The sequence below is a fragment of the Thiomonas sp. genome, from assembly GCF_054608695.1.
Window position 1 is genome coordinate 78865 of the sequence record NZ_JBTRXV010000003.1, and the last position, 16410, is coordinate 95274.

The following is a 16410-nucleotide window of genomic DNA, read 5'->3' on the forward strand; positions in this document are numbered from 1 at the left end:
GGGTTGTGAACGGACTACGAAAGCACGATTCCGGTATCTCCCGCATGAACCCCGGGATGGAACTCGATTTCCTGGCGGTAGGCGGCGGCGCTTTCCAGCGCGCGCCGGCGCTCGCGGCGGGCGATGAGCACGCTGCTGATGGCCACGGCGATGACCACCAGATACACGGTGATGGCACCGACGACGTTGATGGTGGGGTTCAGCCCCAGGCGGGCGCGCGAGAAGATGACCACGGGCAGGGTGGTGGCGCCGGGGCCGGAGAGGAAGGCGGAGATCACCACCTCGTCGATGGACAGCGAGAACGCCAGCAGCCAGGCCGACACCAAGGCCTGAGAGATGGACGGCAGCGTCACCAGCATGAACACCTGGAAGGGGCGCGCGCCGAGGTCCATCGCGGCCTCTTCGATGGACCGGTCCATTTCCTTCAGGCGTGACTGCACCACCACGGTGGCGTAGGAAATGGCCATGACGGTGTGGCCGATGAAAATGGTGAGAAAGCCTTTTTGCGGGAAGCCGATGGTTTTTTGCACGGTGACGAAAAACAGCAGCAGCGCCAGCGCAATGACCACCGTGGGCATGACCAGCGGGATGTTGATCATGAAATTGAGCAGGCTCTTGCCCTTGAAGCGCCGGTAGCGCGTGAGCGCGAAAGCCGCCAGCGTGCCCAGCACCACCGAAGCGGTGGCGGTGGACAGCGCCACCTTGAGCGAGAGGGTGAGCGCGGAGATGAGCTGGTGGTCGTGCAGCACGGCGCCATACCACTCCACCGTCCAGCCGCCCCAGAGGGTGACCATCTTCGAGGCGTTGAAGGAATAGATCACCAGCACCACGATGGGCAGGTAGAGAAAGAAATAAACCAGGATCATCCAGACCGTGGGCAAAGCCGAGGACCGTTTCATCGCGCGGCCTCCAATGCCTTGGTCTGGTATTTGTTGAACACCGCGATGGGCCCGAGGATGAGGATGATCATGACGATGGCCACGGCCGAGGCGCGCTGCCAGTCGAGGTTGAGGAAGAACTCGTTCCACATCACCCGGCCGATGTTGAGCGTGGACGGGCCAGCCAGCAGTTCAGGAATGACGTACTCGCCCACCGCCGGAATGAACACCAGCAGCGAGCCGGCGATGATGCCCGAGCGCGACAGCGGAATGGTCACCAGCCAGAAGGTCTTGAGCGGTGTGGCGCCGAGGTCGGCGGCGGCCTCGATCATGCGGGTGTCGAGCTTGACCAGCGTGGCGTAGAGCGGCAGGATCATGAACGGGATGTAGCCGTAGACCATGCCGATCATGAAGGAGAACTCGGTGAACATCATGCGCAGCGGCGTGTGGATGATGCCGGCCCACATGAGGAACTGGTTGATCAGGCCGTTGACGTCGAGCAGGTTTTTCCAGGCGTAGATGCGGATGAGGAAGGAGGTCCAGAACGGCAGCATCACCAGCATCAGCAGCGCCGAACGCACATTGGGGTTGGAGCGCGCCAGGAAGTAGGAGAACGGGTAGCCGATCACCAGGCACAGCACCGTGGTGAGGAAGGCATACCAGAGCGACGAGAGGTAGGTGAGGATGTAGAGGTTGTCGCGCACCAGTGCGAGGTAGGCGCCGAAGCGCAGCTTGAACTGCAGGCTGTCGTTGACGTAGGAAATGATGGGATCGAAGCCGATGCCCAGGGCGTTGCTTTCCGACAGGCTGATCTTGAGCAGGACGAAAAAGGGCGCGAGCAGGAAAGCAATGAGCCAGAGCTGCGGCGAGCCGATGACGGCGAGCCGGCCCCAGTTGAAGATCTTTGCGGGGCGTTTGCCAACCGCCGGGGGAGCGAGGTCTGCCATGAGGACGCGCCTTCAGTCGACGATGACCACGGGCGAGGTGGCGGCCCAGCTCGCGGTGACCGCGGTGCCGACGTCGAAAGGGTCGGCATGGCGGTCGGCGTTGGACACGGTGACGCGCATGCGCCGCTGCGTGGGCAGCTGCAGTTCGTACACGGTGTAGCTGCCCATGTAGGAGCGTGCGCAAATGACGCCGTGCAGGGCGTTGTTGGGGTGCGCGTGATGCCCGGCCTCGAGCAAGATTTTTTCGGGACGCAGGGCGACGTTCAGCTCCATGCCCAGGGTGCCGGCGATGCCGTGGCCGATGTGGAACAGGCCGTCGTCGCAACGCACTTCGCAATGGTCGGGCTCGTCGGTGACGAGGCGGCCTTCGAACAGGTTGACGTTGCCGATGAAGTCGGCGACGAAACGGGTCTGCGGGTGTTCGTAGATTTCGCTGGGCGTGCCCAGTTGCAGGAAGCGGCCCTCGCGCATCACGGCGATGCGGTCGGCCATGGTCATGGCCTCTTCCTGATCGTGCGTGACCATCACGCAGGTCACGCCGACCTTGCGCAGAATGCTCACGAGTTCGAGCTGGGTGCGCTCGCGCAACTTCTTGTCGAGCGCAGCAAGAGGCTCGTCGAGCAGCAGCATCTTGGGACTCTTGGCCAGGCTGCGCGCCAGGGCCACGCGCTGCTGCTGGCCGCCGGAGAGTTGGTGCGGCTTGCGCTTGGCGTAGGGCTTGAGTTGCACCAGATCGAGCATCTGCTCGACCCGCTGCGTCACGGCCCGCTTGTCCATCTTGTCGCGGCGCAGGCCGAAGGCGATGTTGTCGAACACCGTGAGGTGCGGGAACAGCGCGTAGGACTGGAACATCATGTTGATCGGACGCTCGTAGGGGGGCAGATCGGTGATGTCCTCGCCCGCCAGAAACACGCGGCCGCTGCTGGGCGTCTCGAACCCGGCGAGCATGCGCAGCAAGGTGGACTTGCCGCAGCCCGAGGAGCCGAGCAGGGCAAAGATTTCGCCCTTGGCGATGTCGAGTTCGATGTTGTCGACCGCGGTGACATCGCCGAAGCGCTTCGTCACCTGGTCGATCTTGAAAAAGGCTCCGCCCGCTTGAGGCAAGGGTGCCCCCTTGTTGCTGGTCTCCACCATGTTTGAGTTCTCGTGGCTTGCGCTGGAAGATGCCGCCCGCGCGGCGCGGTGCTGCGCTGCGGGCGGCGCAGGCTTTACAGACCGGTCTTGAACTTGGTGTACAGGCGGGTGACCAGACGGCGTTCCTCGCTGGTGTAGACCTTGGGCGGGATGAGCTTGTTCATCATCGCCTGGTCGAGGAAGACGTAGTCGTTGTCCTTCACGCGCGGCAGCACCATGGGCAGCGAGGCTGGCACCGGGTTGGCGTAGTACACCGTGTTGGTGTCGGCGGCGCAGACCTTGGGTTGCAGACGGTAGTTGAGGAATTTGTAGGCGTTGTCGACATGCTTGGCATCGGCCGGGATGTCCATGGTGTCGATGAAGATGACGGCGCCATGGGTGGGCGGGAAGACCTTGATGTCCACCCCGTTCTTGGCTTCCTTGGCGCGGTGCGAGGCGATGCCCATGTCGCCCGACCAGCCGAGCGAGGCGCAGATATTGCCACCGGCCAGGTCGTTGATGTAGCCGCTGGAAGAGAACTCGCTCACATCAGGGCGGATTTTTTGCACCATGGCATAGGCCTTCTCGAAGTCGGCCGGATTGTTCGTGGCTTGCGGAATGCCGAGGTAGTTGAAGGCCGCCTCCATGATGTCGCCGCCCGAGTCGAGGAAGGAAATGCCGCAGGACTTGAGCTTGTTGGCATAGGTGGGGTTGAACACCAGGTCCCAGGGGTTGGCCGGCATGGGCGTGCTGCCCAGCGCCTGCTTGACCTTGCCCACGTTGATGCCCACGGTGGTGTAGCCCCACATCCAGGGAATGAGGTATTTGTTGCCCGGATCGACCTGCGCCAACAGCTTCATCAACTCGGGGTTGAGGTTCTTGTAGTTGGGAATCTTGGACTTGTCGATGGGCAGCAGCAGGCCGCCCTTGATGTCGATGGCGGCCCAGTTGGACGAGGGCACGACGAGGTCGTAGCCGGTATCGCCCGCGACCATTTTGGCGAACAGCGTTTCGTTGGAATCGAAGGTGTCGTAGCGCACCTTGATGCCGGTTTCTTTCTCGAAATCGGGCACCGTGGTGGGCGCGATGTAGTCGGACCAGTTGTAGATGTTCAGCACGTTGTCGGCCGCGGCGGCCGGTTGGCTGGCGCTGAAGCCCAGCGCAGCGAAGCCCAGCGCCAAAGTGGACACCAGCTTGGCCGCGATCGAGATTGTCGAAAGCGGCGATTTCAGACTCGGTTTGCGATGCATCAAAACTCCCCTTTGAAGTGGTTAGACCGGTTGTGACAAGCGCGTGAGTAATTTATGCAAGTTTGATGCCAATAGGGCGTGTTTTGTTGTCTCGCATCCGTCTTGGCGTCAGTTGCACGGCGCAACGGGTTTATAGCAGCCCATCGGCCCGAAGACCAGCCAATGTGTCGTCCAGACTGCGTCGAATCCGGCGGATCATTTCGTCGATTTCAGCGTGGCTGATGACCAGTGGCGGCGCGATGATCATGCGTTCCTCCACGGCCCGCATCACCACCCCGTTTTTGAAGCAGTTGTCGCGGCAGCGGTAGCCCACGCCCAGCTCGGCATCGAACAAGGTGCGCGTCGCTTTGTCCTTGTAAAGCACCAGTCCCGCGACCATGCCCAAGGATTGGGCATCGCCCACCAGGGGGTGGTCGGCCAGGGTGGCGAACTGCGCGCCGAGGTAGGGCGCCGTGTCGTTGGCCACGCGTTGCACCACACCTTCGGCGCGCAGCGCCTGCACATTGGCGATGGCCACGGCGCAGCAGGTGGGGTGGCCGGAGTAGGTGAAGCCGTGGTTGAAATCGCCGCCCTGCTCGATGAGGACATGGGCGACGCGGTCGCTCACCAGCACGCCGCCGAGCGGCAGGTAGCCCGAGGTCACGCCCTTGGCGAAGGTGATGAGGTCGGGACGGAAATTGATGTGCGGATGCTGGCAGCCAAACCAGGTGCCGAGCCGGCCGAAGCCGCAGATGACTTCGTCGGACACCAGCAGCACGCCGTACTTGTCGCAGATGCGTTGAATCTCGGGCCAGTAGCTGGCCGGCGGGATGATGACGCCACCGGCGCCCTGCACCGGCTCGCCGATGAAGGCGGCCACCTTGTCGGCGCCCAGCTCCAGAATCTTGGCCTCCAGCCAGCCTGCCGCGCGCAGGCCGAAGGCATGCTCGCTCTCGCCCGGCCTGCCATGCTGCAAGGCGTAGGGCTGGTCGATATGGGTGATGCCCGGCAGCGGCAGATCGCCCTGCGCGTGCATGCCGCTCATGCCGCCGAGCGACGCCCCGCCCAGGGTGCTGCCGTGGTAGGCGTTGTGGCGGCTGATGAGGGTTTTGCGCTGCGGCTGGCCCATCAGGTCCCAATAGCGGCGCACCAGGCGGATGATGGTGTCGTTGCCTTCGGACCCCGAGTTGGTGAAGAACACATGCTCGAAGCCGGGTGGCGCCACGTCGGCCAGCAGCGTGGCCAGCTCGATGGTCGGCGCGGTGGTGGTGCGGAAAAACGCGTTGTAGAACGGCAGCAGCTGCATTTGCCGGGTGGCCGCGTCCACCAGGTCCTGCCGGCCGTAACCGAGGTTGACGCACCACAGGCCGGACATGCCGTCGATGATTTCGTGGCCCTCGGAATCCCAGATGCGCACGCCTTCGCCGCGCACGATGACACGGCTGCCGCCGGCGTTGAGGTCCTTGGTGTCGGTGAACGGATGCAGGTGGTGCGCGGCGTCTTTGGCGCGCAGGGTGGCGGTGTCGAAAGTGGGTAGGTCGTTGAGTTTCATGCGGGTCTCCGCGCGATGCTGATCAGGATTGCCGACCGGCTCGTGGTCCGGTCTGTGCAAACAATGCGTGAACGGGTTCGGGGATGGTTGTCTTCAAACATGCAGCAGCAGGTGCTCGCGCTCCCAGGGGCTGATGACCTTCATGAACTCGGCGTACTCGCTCATCTTCACGGCCTTGTAGATGCCGCAAAAACGCTTGCCCAGAATCTGTTCCAGTTCGGGCACGTCGTCCAGCATGCGCACCGACTCGCTCAAGCTTTGCGGCAGCGGAATGGCGTTGGGGCGGTTGTAGGCATTGCTCTTCATTTCGGCCAGCGGCTCGATCTCGTTGACCATGCCGAGGTAGCCACAAGCCAGGCTGGCGGCCAGCGCCACATAGGGATTGGCGTCGGCGCCGATGACGCGGTTTTCCATGCGCCGGTTCTCCGCATTGGAGTTGGGCACGCGGATGCCCACGGTGCGGTTGTCGCTGCCCCACTCCACATTGGTGGGCGCGGCGGTGTTGGCCACCAGGCGGCGGTAGGAGTTGACGTAGGGCGCGAACAGCGCCATGACGTGCGGAATGTATTTCTGCAGCCCGCCGATGTAGTGGGCGAAAGCGGGCGAAGCCTCGCCGTCCGGGTTGCTGAAAATGTTCTGCCCGGTCTTGCGGTCGACGATGCTCTGGTGCACATGCATCGCGCTGCCGGGCTCGCCGGCCATGGGCTTGGCCATGAAGGTGGCGAACATATTGTGGCGCAGCGCCGCTTCGCGCAGGGTGCGCTTGAAGAAGAACACCTTGTCGGCCAGGTCCAGCGGATCGCCGTGCAGGAAGTTGATTTCCATCTGCCCCGCGCCGACTTCGTGAATCAGCGTATCCACGTCCAGATCCATCGCCTCGCAATAGTCGTAGATGTCCTCGAACAGCGGATCGAACTCGTTCACCGCGTCGATGCTGTAGTGCTGGCGCGAGGTTTCAGCCCGGCCCGAGCGGCCGATGGGCGGACGCAGCGGCTGGTCGGGGTCGGTGTTTTTATCCACCAGATAGAACTCCAGCTCCGGCGCCACCACCGGCGCCCAGCCCTTGTCGGTGTAGAGCTTGATGATGTTTTTCAGCACCGTGCGCGGCGCATAGTCCACCGGCTCGCCATCCTTGGAATAGCAGTCGTGAATCACCTGCGCGGTCGGGTCGGTGGCCCAGGGCACGACCCGCACGGTGCTGGGGTCGGGCACCAGATTCATGTCGCGGTCGGTGTCGGCGATGAGCTGGTCGATATTCGAGTCTTCCGGCCAGTTGCCCGTCACGGTCAGGCCGATGATGCTTTCCGGCAGGCGCATGCCGCGGTCTTCGGTGAACTTGCTGCGCGGCAGAATCTTGCCGCGCGCCACGCCGGTGAGGTCAGGCACCAGGCATTCGATTTCGGTGATGCGGCGCTCGTTCAACCATCGCTCCAGATCGTTGAAGGTCCACTGTTTTCGGTTGTCGGTATTCATGTTTTCGGTTTCCAGATCGCGTTTCATGGTTGCACCTCGAGGTGTCGGGTCGCAGAGTCGGTGCCTGGACGGGTTCGTCCGGACAGCATGCTTCAGGCGGCTTTCGCTTCAGGGGGGCGCAGACGTTCGCGATTGCGGTTGGCATGGTCGCGGCAGGCATCGCCAAAGGCGGCGAAGAGCTTGCGCGAAACGGGGTTGTTGGCGGCCTGCCATTCCGGATGCCACTGCACCGCGAGCAGGAAACCGGGGGCGTGGCGATGGCTGTAGGCCTCGACCAGCCCGTCGGGCGCGTGCGCCTGGGCGAGCAGATCGGGCGCCAGGGTCTTGATGCCCTGGCCATGCAGACTGTTGACCTGCCAGCTGGACGCGTCCACCATGCCTTCCAGCCAGCCTCCGGGCACGGCGTGCACGGCGTGGGCGGGGCCGTACTGGCCGTCGATGTCGAGATCGCCATCCTCGCGGTGATCGGCGAAACCTTCGGTGTTGTGCACCTCTTGCAGCAGGCTGCCGCCGAGGGCGACGTTGATTTCCTGGAAGCCGCGGCAAATGCCGAACACCGGAACACCGCGGGCGATGGCAGCGCGGATCAGCGGCAGGGTCGTGGCGTCGCGCGCCGGGTCGGCGGGGGATTCGGGGTTGGCCAGGGCCGCGCCGTAGTGGCGTGGCTCCACATTCGACGGCGAGCCGGTGAACACCAGGCCATGCACGGCGTCGAGCAGGGCGTCGATGGGCAGCGTGTCGCCCAGCGCGGGCAGCAGCAGCGGCAGGCAGCCGGACAAGTCGCGCACGGGGTCGACATACTTTTGCGCCACCGCGTAGGTCGGGTGACCGGCGAGGAGTTTGAGGTCGGTGGACACGGCCACCAGGGGCAGGACGGATTGCATACGAGCGAGTTCAGGATGCGAAACGGGCGGCTTGAAGCGGTGGCCTATTCGGGAACGGCTTCGGCCACTTTGGCGGCGATGCAGACGACCGTTGAAACCACCTAAGCTACGGGTTTTCCTGGATCTTTTGGCTTTCGATGAACAAAGATACGTCAACAATGGCACCCTCGGAAGTGCCACTATCGGCTTTTCGGTGAGGGCCAGTGGTGTCTGCAGCCTTGGCTGCGCCGGGTGCCCGCCGAGGCCGGCCGTGCCCGGTCCTGCCAGGCTTATGGCAGGGGCGGGTTGCGCCGCGCCACCAGCGCGTTCACCCCGGCCAGAACCAGGCCGCCGAGGAAACGCCGGGCCGTTCCCAGGTTTCCTCGCCCCCTCGGGGGGCCTGACGCGAAGCGGCAGGTTTGGGGGCGCTCATGCCGACGTCACATCATCACCGCGAGGTCGTAGCCGGTGGCCTCGCCGGACTTGAGCAGCGCCGCGACCTTGGCGAAGAACTCGGGGTTGGACTGGATGGGTTCGAGGTATTTCACCGCGATGCCGGTTCATTTTCAGCATCTCGGACAAGCGAGGCTGGGTGAGGCCGCGCAGCAGCACGGGGGACAGGCGCAGGTCGGCGCCGTCGACTTGGCAGGTGTCGGATTCAGGGCGTGTGCGTTTCATTGTCTTGCTCCGGAGCGAGGACGCTGGACGGTTCGACCATAAAAGTGTGGTGCGGCTGCCAGCCCAGCTGCACGGCATCACCACGCTGCGGGGACAAGCCCGCGCCGAGGTTCTGGGCGACCACGGTGAAGGCTGGTCCGCCGTCCACCGCGACGCTGTGATGGTTGATGGCTCACGCCGATATAGGTGACCAGCTCGATGCGCCCCTCCAGGGCGTTCCAGCCATCCGGCAAGGCGGCACCCGGCGCGAACAGCACGATCTTCTCCGGCCGCTCGCCGTCCTGGCCATCGAGCTCACCGTCGGCCGATGCCGCTGTGCTGGCTTCGCGAAAATCATCGCGGTGATTTTCCGAAGTGCGCGTCGAATGCCAGGACGAGGGAGAATCCATCAGCCGATTCTAGGAATCCCAGGTTACGGTCTGGTGTAATTTTCACCTTCATCTGTAACACTTTATGGGGAATGTCCCGGGCTTTGATAAACCCCGTCTTGGTGCGTGAGAACCCCATCGCAGCGCGGGCTTGGTGCCTGGCGTCGGTCGCCAGGCTGCATCCCGGCATTCGGTTGCATGGCGCATCCGGTGGGGCGCGAGAAAATCGGCCCATGATGGAATGAAAATCCAAAAACTCGAATGACTCGATAATTGCTCACCGCTCCACGATAATCGAACGCATCCCATCCGGCGGCGCTGATCGGTTTGCGCACGGTCGCGATCAATGGCCTCATGCGTCTGGGTGCTCTAGGTTTTTTCGATGGAGCCACTTAAGCTTGCGTCACCGCCCGCTCCAGGACCGCCTCGCCTCCATGCGTTCTTACGATCTTGCCGAACTGCTGCTGACCGAGTTGCACCGGGCCGACAACCCGCATCACGCCGCACCGCTCAACCGTCGGCTGTACCAGACCTTGCGCAGCACCATCCTGGGCGGGCACCTCACCGCCGGCACGCAGCTGCCGTCCACCCGCGACCTGGCCCGCGACCTCGACCTGTCGCGCAACACCGTGATGTCGGCGGTGGGCCAGCTCGTCGCCGAGGGCTACCTCACGGCGCAGCAAGGCAGCGGCACCTATGTGTCGGACGCCCTGCCCGACCAGCGGCCGCTGACTCCCGCCAACTCCAGCCGCGCCCGCCAGGCGCGCGAGGCCGACGCCAACCCGCGCGATTTGTCGCAGCGCGGCTGCCTGCTGACGCAAAGCTCGGGCTCGGCGCAGTACGAGGTGCAGCCCTTCGCCCCGGGGGCGATCGAGTTCACCGAATTCCCCATCCAGCTGTGGCAGAAGCTGCAGGCCAAATACTGGCGCAGCCTGGACCGCAACCTGCTGGACTACGGCCAGGAGGGCGGCTACATGCCGCTGCGCGTGGCCATCGCCCAATACCTCACGCTGTCGCGCTCGGTGCGGGTGACGCCCGAGCAGGTGCTCATCACCTCGGGCACGCAGCAGTCCATCGACCTCGCCGCGCGCCTGCTCACCGACCACGGCGACGAGGCCTGGGTGGAGAACCCCTGCTACTGGGGCGCGCGCCGCGCACTGCAGGCGGCGGGGCTGAAGCTGCGGCCCATCGGCGTGGACGCCGAAGGCATCGCCCCATCGGCCACCGACTGGCAGGGCAACCCGCGGCTGATCTACGTCACACCCTCGCATCAGTACCCGCTCGGCCATGTCATGAGCCTGCCGCGCCGGCGTGCCCTGCTGGAGTTCGCCGCGCGCCGCCGCTGCTGGATTTTCGAAGACGATTACGACAGCGAATTCCGCTACACCGGCCGCCCCTACGCCAGCCTGCAAGGCCTGGACGAGCATGCCCAGGTGCTGTACTCGGGCACCTTCTCCAAGGTCATGTATCCCGGCATCCGCCTGGGTTATCTGGTGGTGCCCAAGGACCTGGTGCCGGCCTTCAACACCGGGCTGTACGACCTGTACCGGCCGGGCCAGCTGATGCTGCAGGCGGCGCTCACCGACTTCATCACCGAAGGCCACCTCAACACCCTGATCCGCCGCCTGCGCGTGGCCTACCAGACGCGGCGCGACGTCCTGGCGCGGCACATCCAGCAATGTCTGGGCGACCGCGTGCGCATCTCCGGCCAGGACTCGGGGCTGCATCTGTGCCTGGTGTTCCAGGACCCCGGCGTCGACGACGAAGCCATCGCCACCGCCGCCGACGCCCAGGGCATGACGGTGCGCCCGCTGTCGCGCTACTCCATCGGCGAGCCGCACCGGCAAGGCCTCATCCTCGGCTACGCCTACGTGCCCACCGAACGCGTGGCGCCGTGGGCCAAGAAGCTGTGCGAGCTGATCCGGCAAGCGCTGGATTGAAGCTTGGCGCACGGGCCTGGCGCGCGGTCCGCCGAGCTGCGCGTCGAGCCGTGTTTTCCCCGCGCGTTCTGGCAATTCCGGCGTTGTCGCACTAGCATCGTCCTGCTGATGATCAGCCCGCGCCCACAAGGCGCGGAGGCGGCCCGGGGTGCAACACGTTCCAGGGCCGGACGCACAAACCGCAGCTTGCGCTGCACCGGCTGGCCGCATACCCTGCACAGGCCGCCACTCAGGAGACACGCGCCATGAACGCACCTTTGCCCGAATCCATCCGTCGGGCGCTCGAGCTGGTTTCGCTCGACGACAAATACACCCTCGAATCCGGCCGCGCCTTCATGAGCGGCATTCATGCCCTGGTGCGCCTGCCGCTGTTGCAGCGCCAGCGCGATGCCTTGGCCGGGCTCAACACCGCGGGCTTCATTTCCGGCTATCGCGGCTCGCCGCTGGGCGGTTACGACCAGGCGCTGTGGAAGGCCCAGAAACAGCTGGCGGCGAACAACATCGTGTTCCAGCCGGGGGTGAACGAGGAGCTTGGGGCCACCGCCTTGTGGGGCACGCAGCAGCTCGACCTCTACCCCGAGCAGAACAAGTTCGACGGCGTGTTCGGCATCTGGTACGGCAAGGGCCCGGGCGTGGACCGCTGCTCGGACGTGTTCAAGCACGCCAATATGGCGGGCACCGCCAAACACGGCGGCGTGATCGCGGTGGCGGGCGACGACCATGTGGCGAAAAGCTCCACCGCCGCGCACCAGAGCGACCACATCTTCAAGGCCTGCGGCCTGCCGGTGTTCTTCCCCAGCAATGTGCAGGACATCCTGGACCTGGGCCTGCACGCCTTCGCCATGAGCCGCTATTCCGGCGTCTGGGCGGGGATGAAGACCATCCAGGAAGTGGTCGAGTCGTCGGCCTCGGTGGACGTGGCGGCGGACCGCGTGCGCATTGCACTGCCGAGCGATTTCGCCATGCCCGAAGGCGGCGTGCACATCCGCTGGCCGGACGATCCGCTCTCCCAGGAAGCGCGGCTGATGGACGTGAAGTGGTACGCCGCGCTGGCCTATATCCGCGCCAACCGGCTGAACCACACCGTCATCGACAGCCCGCATGCGCGTCTCGGCATCATGGCTTCGGGCAAGGCTTACAACGACACCCGCCAGGCGCTGGCCGACCTCGGGCTGGACGACGCCACATGCGCGCAACTCGGCATCCGCCTGCACAAGGTGGCCGTGGTGTGGCCGCTGGAGGCCCAGCTCACGCGCGAGTTCGCAACCGGGCTGCAAGAAATTTTGGTGGTGGAGGAAAAGCGCCAGGTCATTGAATACCAGCTCAAGGAAGAACTCTACAACTGGCGCGAAGACGTGCGCCCGAACGTGATCGGCAAGTTCGACGAGCTTCCTGGCGACAACTCCGGCGGCGAATGGAGCCAGCCCAATCCCGGCGCCAACTGGCTGCTCACGGCCAAGGGCGACTTGAACCCCGCGGTCATCGCCCGCGCCATTGCCGGTCGGCTGGAACGGCTGGGCATTCTGCGCGAGGCCGGGGTGGACGTGCAGCGCCGCGTGCAGCAGCGCGTGGACGTGATCAACGCCAAGGAGCGCGCGCTTGCCGCCATGCCGGTGGGCGAGAAACGCCCGCCCTGGTTCTGCTCCGGCTGCCCGCACAACACCAGCACCCGCGTGCCCGATGGCTCGCGCGGCCTGGCCGGCATCGGCTGCCATTACATGGTGGTGTGGATGGACCGCAGCACCTCCACCTTCAGCCAGATGGGCGGCGAAGGCGCGGCCTGGGTGGGCCAGGCGCCGTTCACCAAAGACAAGCATGTGTTCGCCAATCTGGGTGACGGCACCTACTACCACTCGGGCCTGCTCGCCATCCGCCAGGCGATCTCGGCCAAGGCCAACATCACCTACAAGATTCTGTACAACGGCGCCGTCGCCATGACCGGCGGCCAGCCGGTGGAAGGCAGCCTGAGCGTGGCGCAGATCAGCCGCGAACTGCAGGCCGAGGGCGCGCGGGAGATCGTCGTCGTCACGGACGAGCCGGAGAAGTACCAGCAGGTCACCGACCTCGCCTCCGGCGTGACGGTGCACCACCGCGACGAACTCGACGCCATCCAGCTGCGCCTGCGCGAAGTGGCGGGCGTGACGGTCATCATCTACGACCAATACTGCGCCACCGAAAAACGCCGCTTGCGCAAGCGCGGCAAGATGGTGGACCCGGCCCGCCGCGTGGTCATCAACCCCCTGGTGTGCGAGGGCTGCGGCGACTGCTCGGAGCAAAGCAACTGCCTGTCGGTGGAGCCGCTGGAAACCGAGTTCGGCCGCAAGCGCACCATCAACCAGAGCACCTGCAACAAGGACTTTTCCTGCCTCAAGGGCTTCTGCCCCAGCTTCGTCACGGTGGAAGGCGGGCAGTTGCGCAAGCCCGTGGCCAAGCAGGGACCGAACCTCGACGCGCTGCCGCCGCTGCCCGAGCCCGTCGTCCCTGCACCGGTGAAGGCCGACCGCGCCGGCGGTGGCTGCTACGGCATTCTGGTGGCGGGGGTTGGCGGCACCGGGGTCATCACCATCGGCCAGCTGCTGGGGGTGGCGGCGCATATCGAAGGCAAGGGCATCGTCACGCAAGACGCTGCCGGCCTGGCGCAAAAAGGCGGCGCCACCTGGAGCCATGTGCTCATTGCCGACACGCCACAGCAGATTCACACCACCCGCGTGGCCATGGCCGAGGCCGAGCTCATCCTCGGCTGCGACCCCATCGTCACCGCCGACCGCGAAACCCTCTCCCGCGTGCGCGAGGGCCGCACGTTCGTGGCGCTCAACACCCATGGCGCGCCCACCGCCACCTTCGTGCACCAGCCCGACTGGCAGTTCCCCGGCGCGGCCTGCAGCCAGACCATCGCCCAGGCCGCCGGCGCCGACCAGGTGGCCGGTTTCGACGCCGAAGCCGCCTCGCTGCGCCTGCTGGGCGACGCCATCTACGCCAACCCCATGCTGCTCGGCTTCGCCTGGCAAAAAGGCTGGATTCCGCTGGGCCACGCCGCACTGCTGCGCGCCTTCGAGCTCAATGCCGTGCAGGTGGAGAAGAACAAGGCCGCATTCGAATGGGGGCGCCGCGCCGCGCACGATCCGCAAGGCTTCGCCGCGCTCGCCACCACGGAACAGGTCATCACCCTGGCGCGCCGGCCGTCGCTGGACGAAGTGGTGAAGCGCCGCGTCGAGTTCCTCACCGCCTACCAGAGCGCGGCCTATGCGGCGCAGTACGCCGAGGTGGTCGCCCGGGTGCGGAGCGCCGAGGCTGCGCTGCCATCCGCACGCCTGGGCGAGGCCGTGGCCAAGGGCCTGTTCAAACTCATGGCCATCAAGGACGAATACGAAGTCGCCCGGCTGCACGCCGACCCCGCATTCGCGCAACAACTGCAAGGCCAGTTCGAAGGCGATTTCAAGCTGCATTACCATCTGGCCCCGCCCATGCTCTCGAAGCGCAACACCAAGGGCGAGTTGGTCAAGCGCGAGTTCGGCCCCTGGATCGGCAGCCTGTTCAAGCTGCTGCGCCACGGCAAGGCGCTGCGCGGCACCGCGCTCGACCTGTTCGGCCGCACCGCGGAACGCCGCGAGGACCGCGCCACCCTGGCCCGCTACCGCGCCACCGTGGACGAACTGCTCGCCGGCCTGACGCCGCAGAATCTGGCGCTGGCGGTGCGGATCGCCAGCCTGCCCGAGCACATCCGCGGCTACGGCCACATCCGCGCCCGGCATCTCGCCCAGGTGCTGCCGCAGTGGGATGGGCTGATGCGGCAGTGGCGCGAGGGTGGTGAGGCCGTGCTGCCGCGCGCTGCGGCGGACAACGTCGCCAACGTCGCCGCATGAGCGGCGCTTGCGGCGGCGCCGCGCGTCCACACCAGCCATGGGCGCGCGCACCATCGCGCCCATGCTGACCCTCGCCCTCAAGGCCGCGCTCGGCGCTGCCGCAGCCTTGCTCATCGCGGTGCTCGCGGCCAGCCGCAACTACGTCGTCGCCGGGCTGGTGCCGTTGTTTCCGACCTTCGCCCTCATCGCCCATGTGCTGGTGGGGCGTGAACACGGGCCTGCCGCGCTCAGGGCTACGGTGGTGTTCGGGCTGTGGGCCATGCTGCCGTATGCGGCGTATCTGCTGGCGGTGTACGCCCTGGCCGACCGCCTGCCGCTGGGGTGGGCCCTGGCCAGCGCCACGCTGCTGTGGCTGCTGGCGGCGGGCGTGCTGATCCTGGCCTGGTCGCGGCTGCACGCGGGCTGAGGGCGCTGGCCGCCGGGCATCAGCGGCGCGACATCAGCGACTGTCGCGCCGCGCCCGCGCGCAAGCTCACGCCGATTTGCCGATACGCTTGTGCCTTGCCGCGCACCGCGCCGCATCGCCCGGCGCATCTCCACATTCACAATCTCGCCCCATCATGCCCGCCTCCTGGCTTGCCGCCCTCAACACCGCCCTGCCTTATCTCGAATCGCTGGCCAAGGTTGCGCTGCCGGTGTTCGGCCAGCGCAAGCAGGCCAGGGAAGCGGCCGATGCCAGCCAGCAGCAACTGGCCGAACTGCAAACCGCCGTGACGCGCAACGCCGAGCATGTGCGCGAGCTGGCGCTGCAACTGCAGCAGGCGCTGGGCGCGCTGGAGCAGGCCGGGGTGGAACTGGCCGCGGCCCAACGCCGGCAGCGCTGGTGGAGCGCCGCCGCGCTGGCCCTGGCGCTGCTGGCCACGGTCTTGGCGGGCTATGCGGCCTGGCGCTGAAGCGATTGGCGCTGTGTGTTCGGCGTGCTGGTTGGCTTCGGCCTGGTCTGCATCTCCTCGGCGCGCTGACCCTGCCGGAGAGCCTGCCCGCTGCGCGACGCGTCGGCCGCGGTGGGATCCATGCAAGGGGGTCGGGCAACTCGGTGGATGTCCGCAGCACACATGCAGGCATCGCCATGAGCCATGCCACTGCGCAACAGGCCGTGCTTCAGCGCGATGCCGGCATGGTCGCCCCGCCCCACCGCGACGACCATCCGCTGCGCACCTACCGCGCGCTGCTGCACGACCGCAGCTATCTGCCGCAGGCGGCCACTGCGGCGCTGACCCAGGCGAGCCTGTTCGCCTACATCATCGCCGCGCCGTCCGTGCTCATCGGCCTTTATGGCGTGCGGCCCGAGCACTTCGGCTTCTACTTCGGCGCCAACGCCCCGGGGCTGATCGCCGCCGCGCGGCTCAACCACGCCCTGCTGGGCAGCATGCAATTCTGGCCGACCTGGCCTGCTGCGCCTGGGCGGGATGGGTGATGCATCGGCGCATGGCAAGCAGGGCCTGCTGACCCTGCACCCGCCTGCCGGACCGCGCTGACGTGCGTGGCCCACTCGCTCACACATGA

14 protein-coding genes are annotated in these 16410 nt (G+C 66.0%); 5 read left to right on the forward strand and 9 right to left on the reverse strand.

Annotated features, from left to right (window positions below; translation table 11 throughout):
* Positions 1–14 precede the first annotated feature (14 nt).
* From ACYCUK_RS03135 to ACYCUK_RS03175, 9 genes are all read right to left on the reverse strand, one after another.
* On the reverse strand, positions 15–899 hold the full coding sequence (locus tag ACYCUK_RS03135) for an ABC transporter permease (RefSeq protein ID WP_461593378.1): 885 nt from the start codon (positions 897–899) through the stop codon (positions 15–17).
* Complete coding sequence (locus ACYCUK_RS03140; RefSeq protein WP_461593379.1) at positions 896–1825, reverse strand: ABC transporter permease subunit; 930 nt, start codon at positions 1823–1825, stop codon at positions 896–898. Before ACYCUK_RS03140 ends, ACYCUK_RS03135 begins: the two co-directional genes overlap by 4 nt.
* A 12-nt stretch (positions 1826–1837) precedes the next feature.
* Entirely contained in the window at positions 1838–2959 is a 1122-nt protein-coding gene (locus ACYCUK_RS03145) for an ABC transporter ATP-binding protein (protein WP_461593380.1), read from the reverse strand.
* 74 nt (positions 2960–3033) lie between these two features.
* Positions 3034–4188, reverse strand: a complete 1155-nt coding sequence (locus ACYCUK_RS03150; protein ID WP_461593381.1) for a polyamine ABC transporter substrate-binding protein — start codon at positions 4186–4188, stop codon at positions 3034–3036.
* A gap of 130 nt (positions 4189–4318) precedes the next feature.
* A complete protein-coding gene (locus ACYCUK_RS03155; RefSeq protein WP_461593382.1) occupies positions 4319–5719 on the reverse strand; it encodes an aspartate aminotransferase family protein in 1401 nt (466 codons plus the stop codon).
* Positions 5720–5812: 93 nt separating this feature from the next.
* On the reverse strand, positions 5813–7192 hold the full coding sequence (locus tag ACYCUK_RS03160) for a glutamine synthetase family protein (protein WP_461593417.1): 1380 nt from the start codon (positions 7190–7192) through the stop codon (positions 5813–5815).
* A 92-nt stretch (positions 7193–7284) separates the two neighbouring features.
* Positions 7285–8076 carry a gamma-glutamyl-gamma-aminobutyrate hydrolase family protein gene (locus ACYCUK_RS03165; RefSeq protein ID WP_461593383.1) on the reverse strand — a complete coding sequence of 264 codons (792 nt, stop codon included), beginning with the start codon at positions 8074–8076 and terminating at the stop codon, positions 7285–7287.
* Between the two features lie 637 nt (positions 8077–8713).
* Positions 8714–8881, reverse strand: a complete 168-nt coding sequence (locus ACYCUK_RS03170) for a TOBE domain-containing protein (RefSeq protein WP_461593384.1) — start codon at positions 8879–8881, stop codon at positions 8714–8716.
* Entirely contained in the window at positions 8811–9122 is a 312-nt protein-coding gene (locus ACYCUK_RS03175) for a hypothetical protein (protein WP_461593420.1), read from the reverse strand. The genes ACYCUK_RS03170 and ACYCUK_RS03175 overlap by 71 nt, the downstream gene beginning before the upstream one ends.
* Positions 9123–9535: 413 nt before the next feature.
* On the opposite strand from ACYCUK_RS03175, the gene pdxR reads away from it, so the two are divergent.
* The 5 genes from pdxR (at position 9536) to ACYCUK_RS03200 (ending at position 16321) form a co-directional block, all read left to right on the forward strand.
* On the forward strand, positions 9536–11041 hold the full coding sequence (gene pdxR, locus ACYCUK_RS03180) for a MocR-like pyridoxine biosynthesis transcription factor PdxR (RefSeq protein ID WP_461593385.1): 1506 nt from the start codon (positions 9536–9538) through the stop codon (positions 11039–11041).
* A 245-nt stretch (positions 11042–11286) separates the two neighbouring features.
* On the forward strand, positions 11287–14904 hold the full coding sequence (locus ACYCUK_RS03185; protein WP_461593386.1) for an indolepyruvate ferredoxin oxidoreductase family protein: 3618 nt from the start codon (positions 11287–11289) through the stop codon (positions 14902–14904).
* A 37-nt stretch (positions 14905–14941) separates the two neighbouring features.
* Positions 14942–15310, forward strand: a complete 369-nt coding sequence (locus ACYCUK_RS03190; RefSeq protein ID WP_461593387.1) for a GlpM family protein — start codon at positions 14942–14944, stop codon at positions 15308–15310.
* Between the two features lie 154 nt (positions 15311–15464).
* A complete protein-coding gene (locus tag ACYCUK_RS03195; RefSeq protein WP_461593388.1) occupies positions 15465–15797 on the forward strand; it encodes a chemotaxis protein in 333 nt (110 codons plus the stop codon).
* Positions 15798–15973: 176 nt separating this feature from the next.
* Entirely contained in the window at positions 15974–16321 is a 348-nt protein-coding gene (locus ACYCUK_RS03200) for a hypothetical protein (RefSeq protein ID WP_461593389.1), read from the forward strand.
* Positions 16322–16410: the final 89 nt, after the last annotated feature.

Coding starts and splice junctions, on each gene's coding strand:
- ACYCUK_RS03135 (WP_461593378.1), bottom strand. CDS start 899: ATGAAACGGTCCTCGGCTTTGCCCACGGTCTGGATGATCCTGGTTTAT.
- ACYCUK_RS03140 (WP_461593379.1), bottom strand. CDS start 1,825: ATGGCAGACCTCGCTCCCCCGGCGGTTGGCAAACGCCCCGCAAAGATC.
- ACYCUK_RS03145 (WP_461593380.1), bottom strand. CDS start 2,959: ATGGTGGAGACCAGCAACAAGGGGGCACCCTTGCCTCAAGCGGGCGGA.
- ACYCUK_RS03150 (WP_461593381.1), bottom strand. CDS start 4,188: ATGCATCGCAAACCGAGTCTGAAATCGCCGCTTTCGACAATCTCGATC.
- ACYCUK_RS03155 (WP_461593382.1), bottom strand. CDS start 5,719: ATGAAACTCAACGACCTACCCACTTTCGACACCGCCACCCTGCGCGCC.
- ACYCUK_RS03160 (WP_461593417.1), bottom strand. CDS start 7,192: ATGAATACCGACAACCGAAAACAGTGGACCTTCAACGATCTGGAGCGA.
- ACYCUK_RS03165 (WP_461593383.1), bottom strand. CDS start 8,076: ATGCAATCCGTCCTGCCCCTGGTGGCCGTGTCCACCGACCTCAAACTC.
- ACYCUK_RS03175 (WP_461593420.1), bottom strand. CDS start 9,122: ATGGATTCTCCCTCGTCCTGGCATTCGACGCGCACTTCGGAAAATCAC.
- pdxR (WP_461593385.1), top strand. CDS start 9,536: ATGCGTTCTTACGATCTTGCCGAACTGCTGCTGACCGAGTTGCACCGG.
- ACYCUK_RS03185 (WP_461593386.1), top strand. CDS start 11,287: ATGAACGCACCTTTGCCCGAATCCATCCGTCGGGCGCTCGAGCTGGTT.
- ACYCUK_RS03190 (WP_461593387.1), top strand. CDS start 14,942: ATGGGCGCGCGCACCATCGCGCCCATGCTGACCCTCGCCCTCAAGGCC.
- ACYCUK_RS03195 (WP_461593388.1), top strand. CDS start 15,465: ATGCCCGCCTCCTGGCTTGCCGCCCTCAACACCGCCCTGCCTTATCTC.
- ACYCUK_RS03200 (WP_461593389.1), top strand. CDS start 15,974: ATGAGCCATGCCACTGCGCAACAGGCCGTGCTTCAGCGCGATGCCGGC.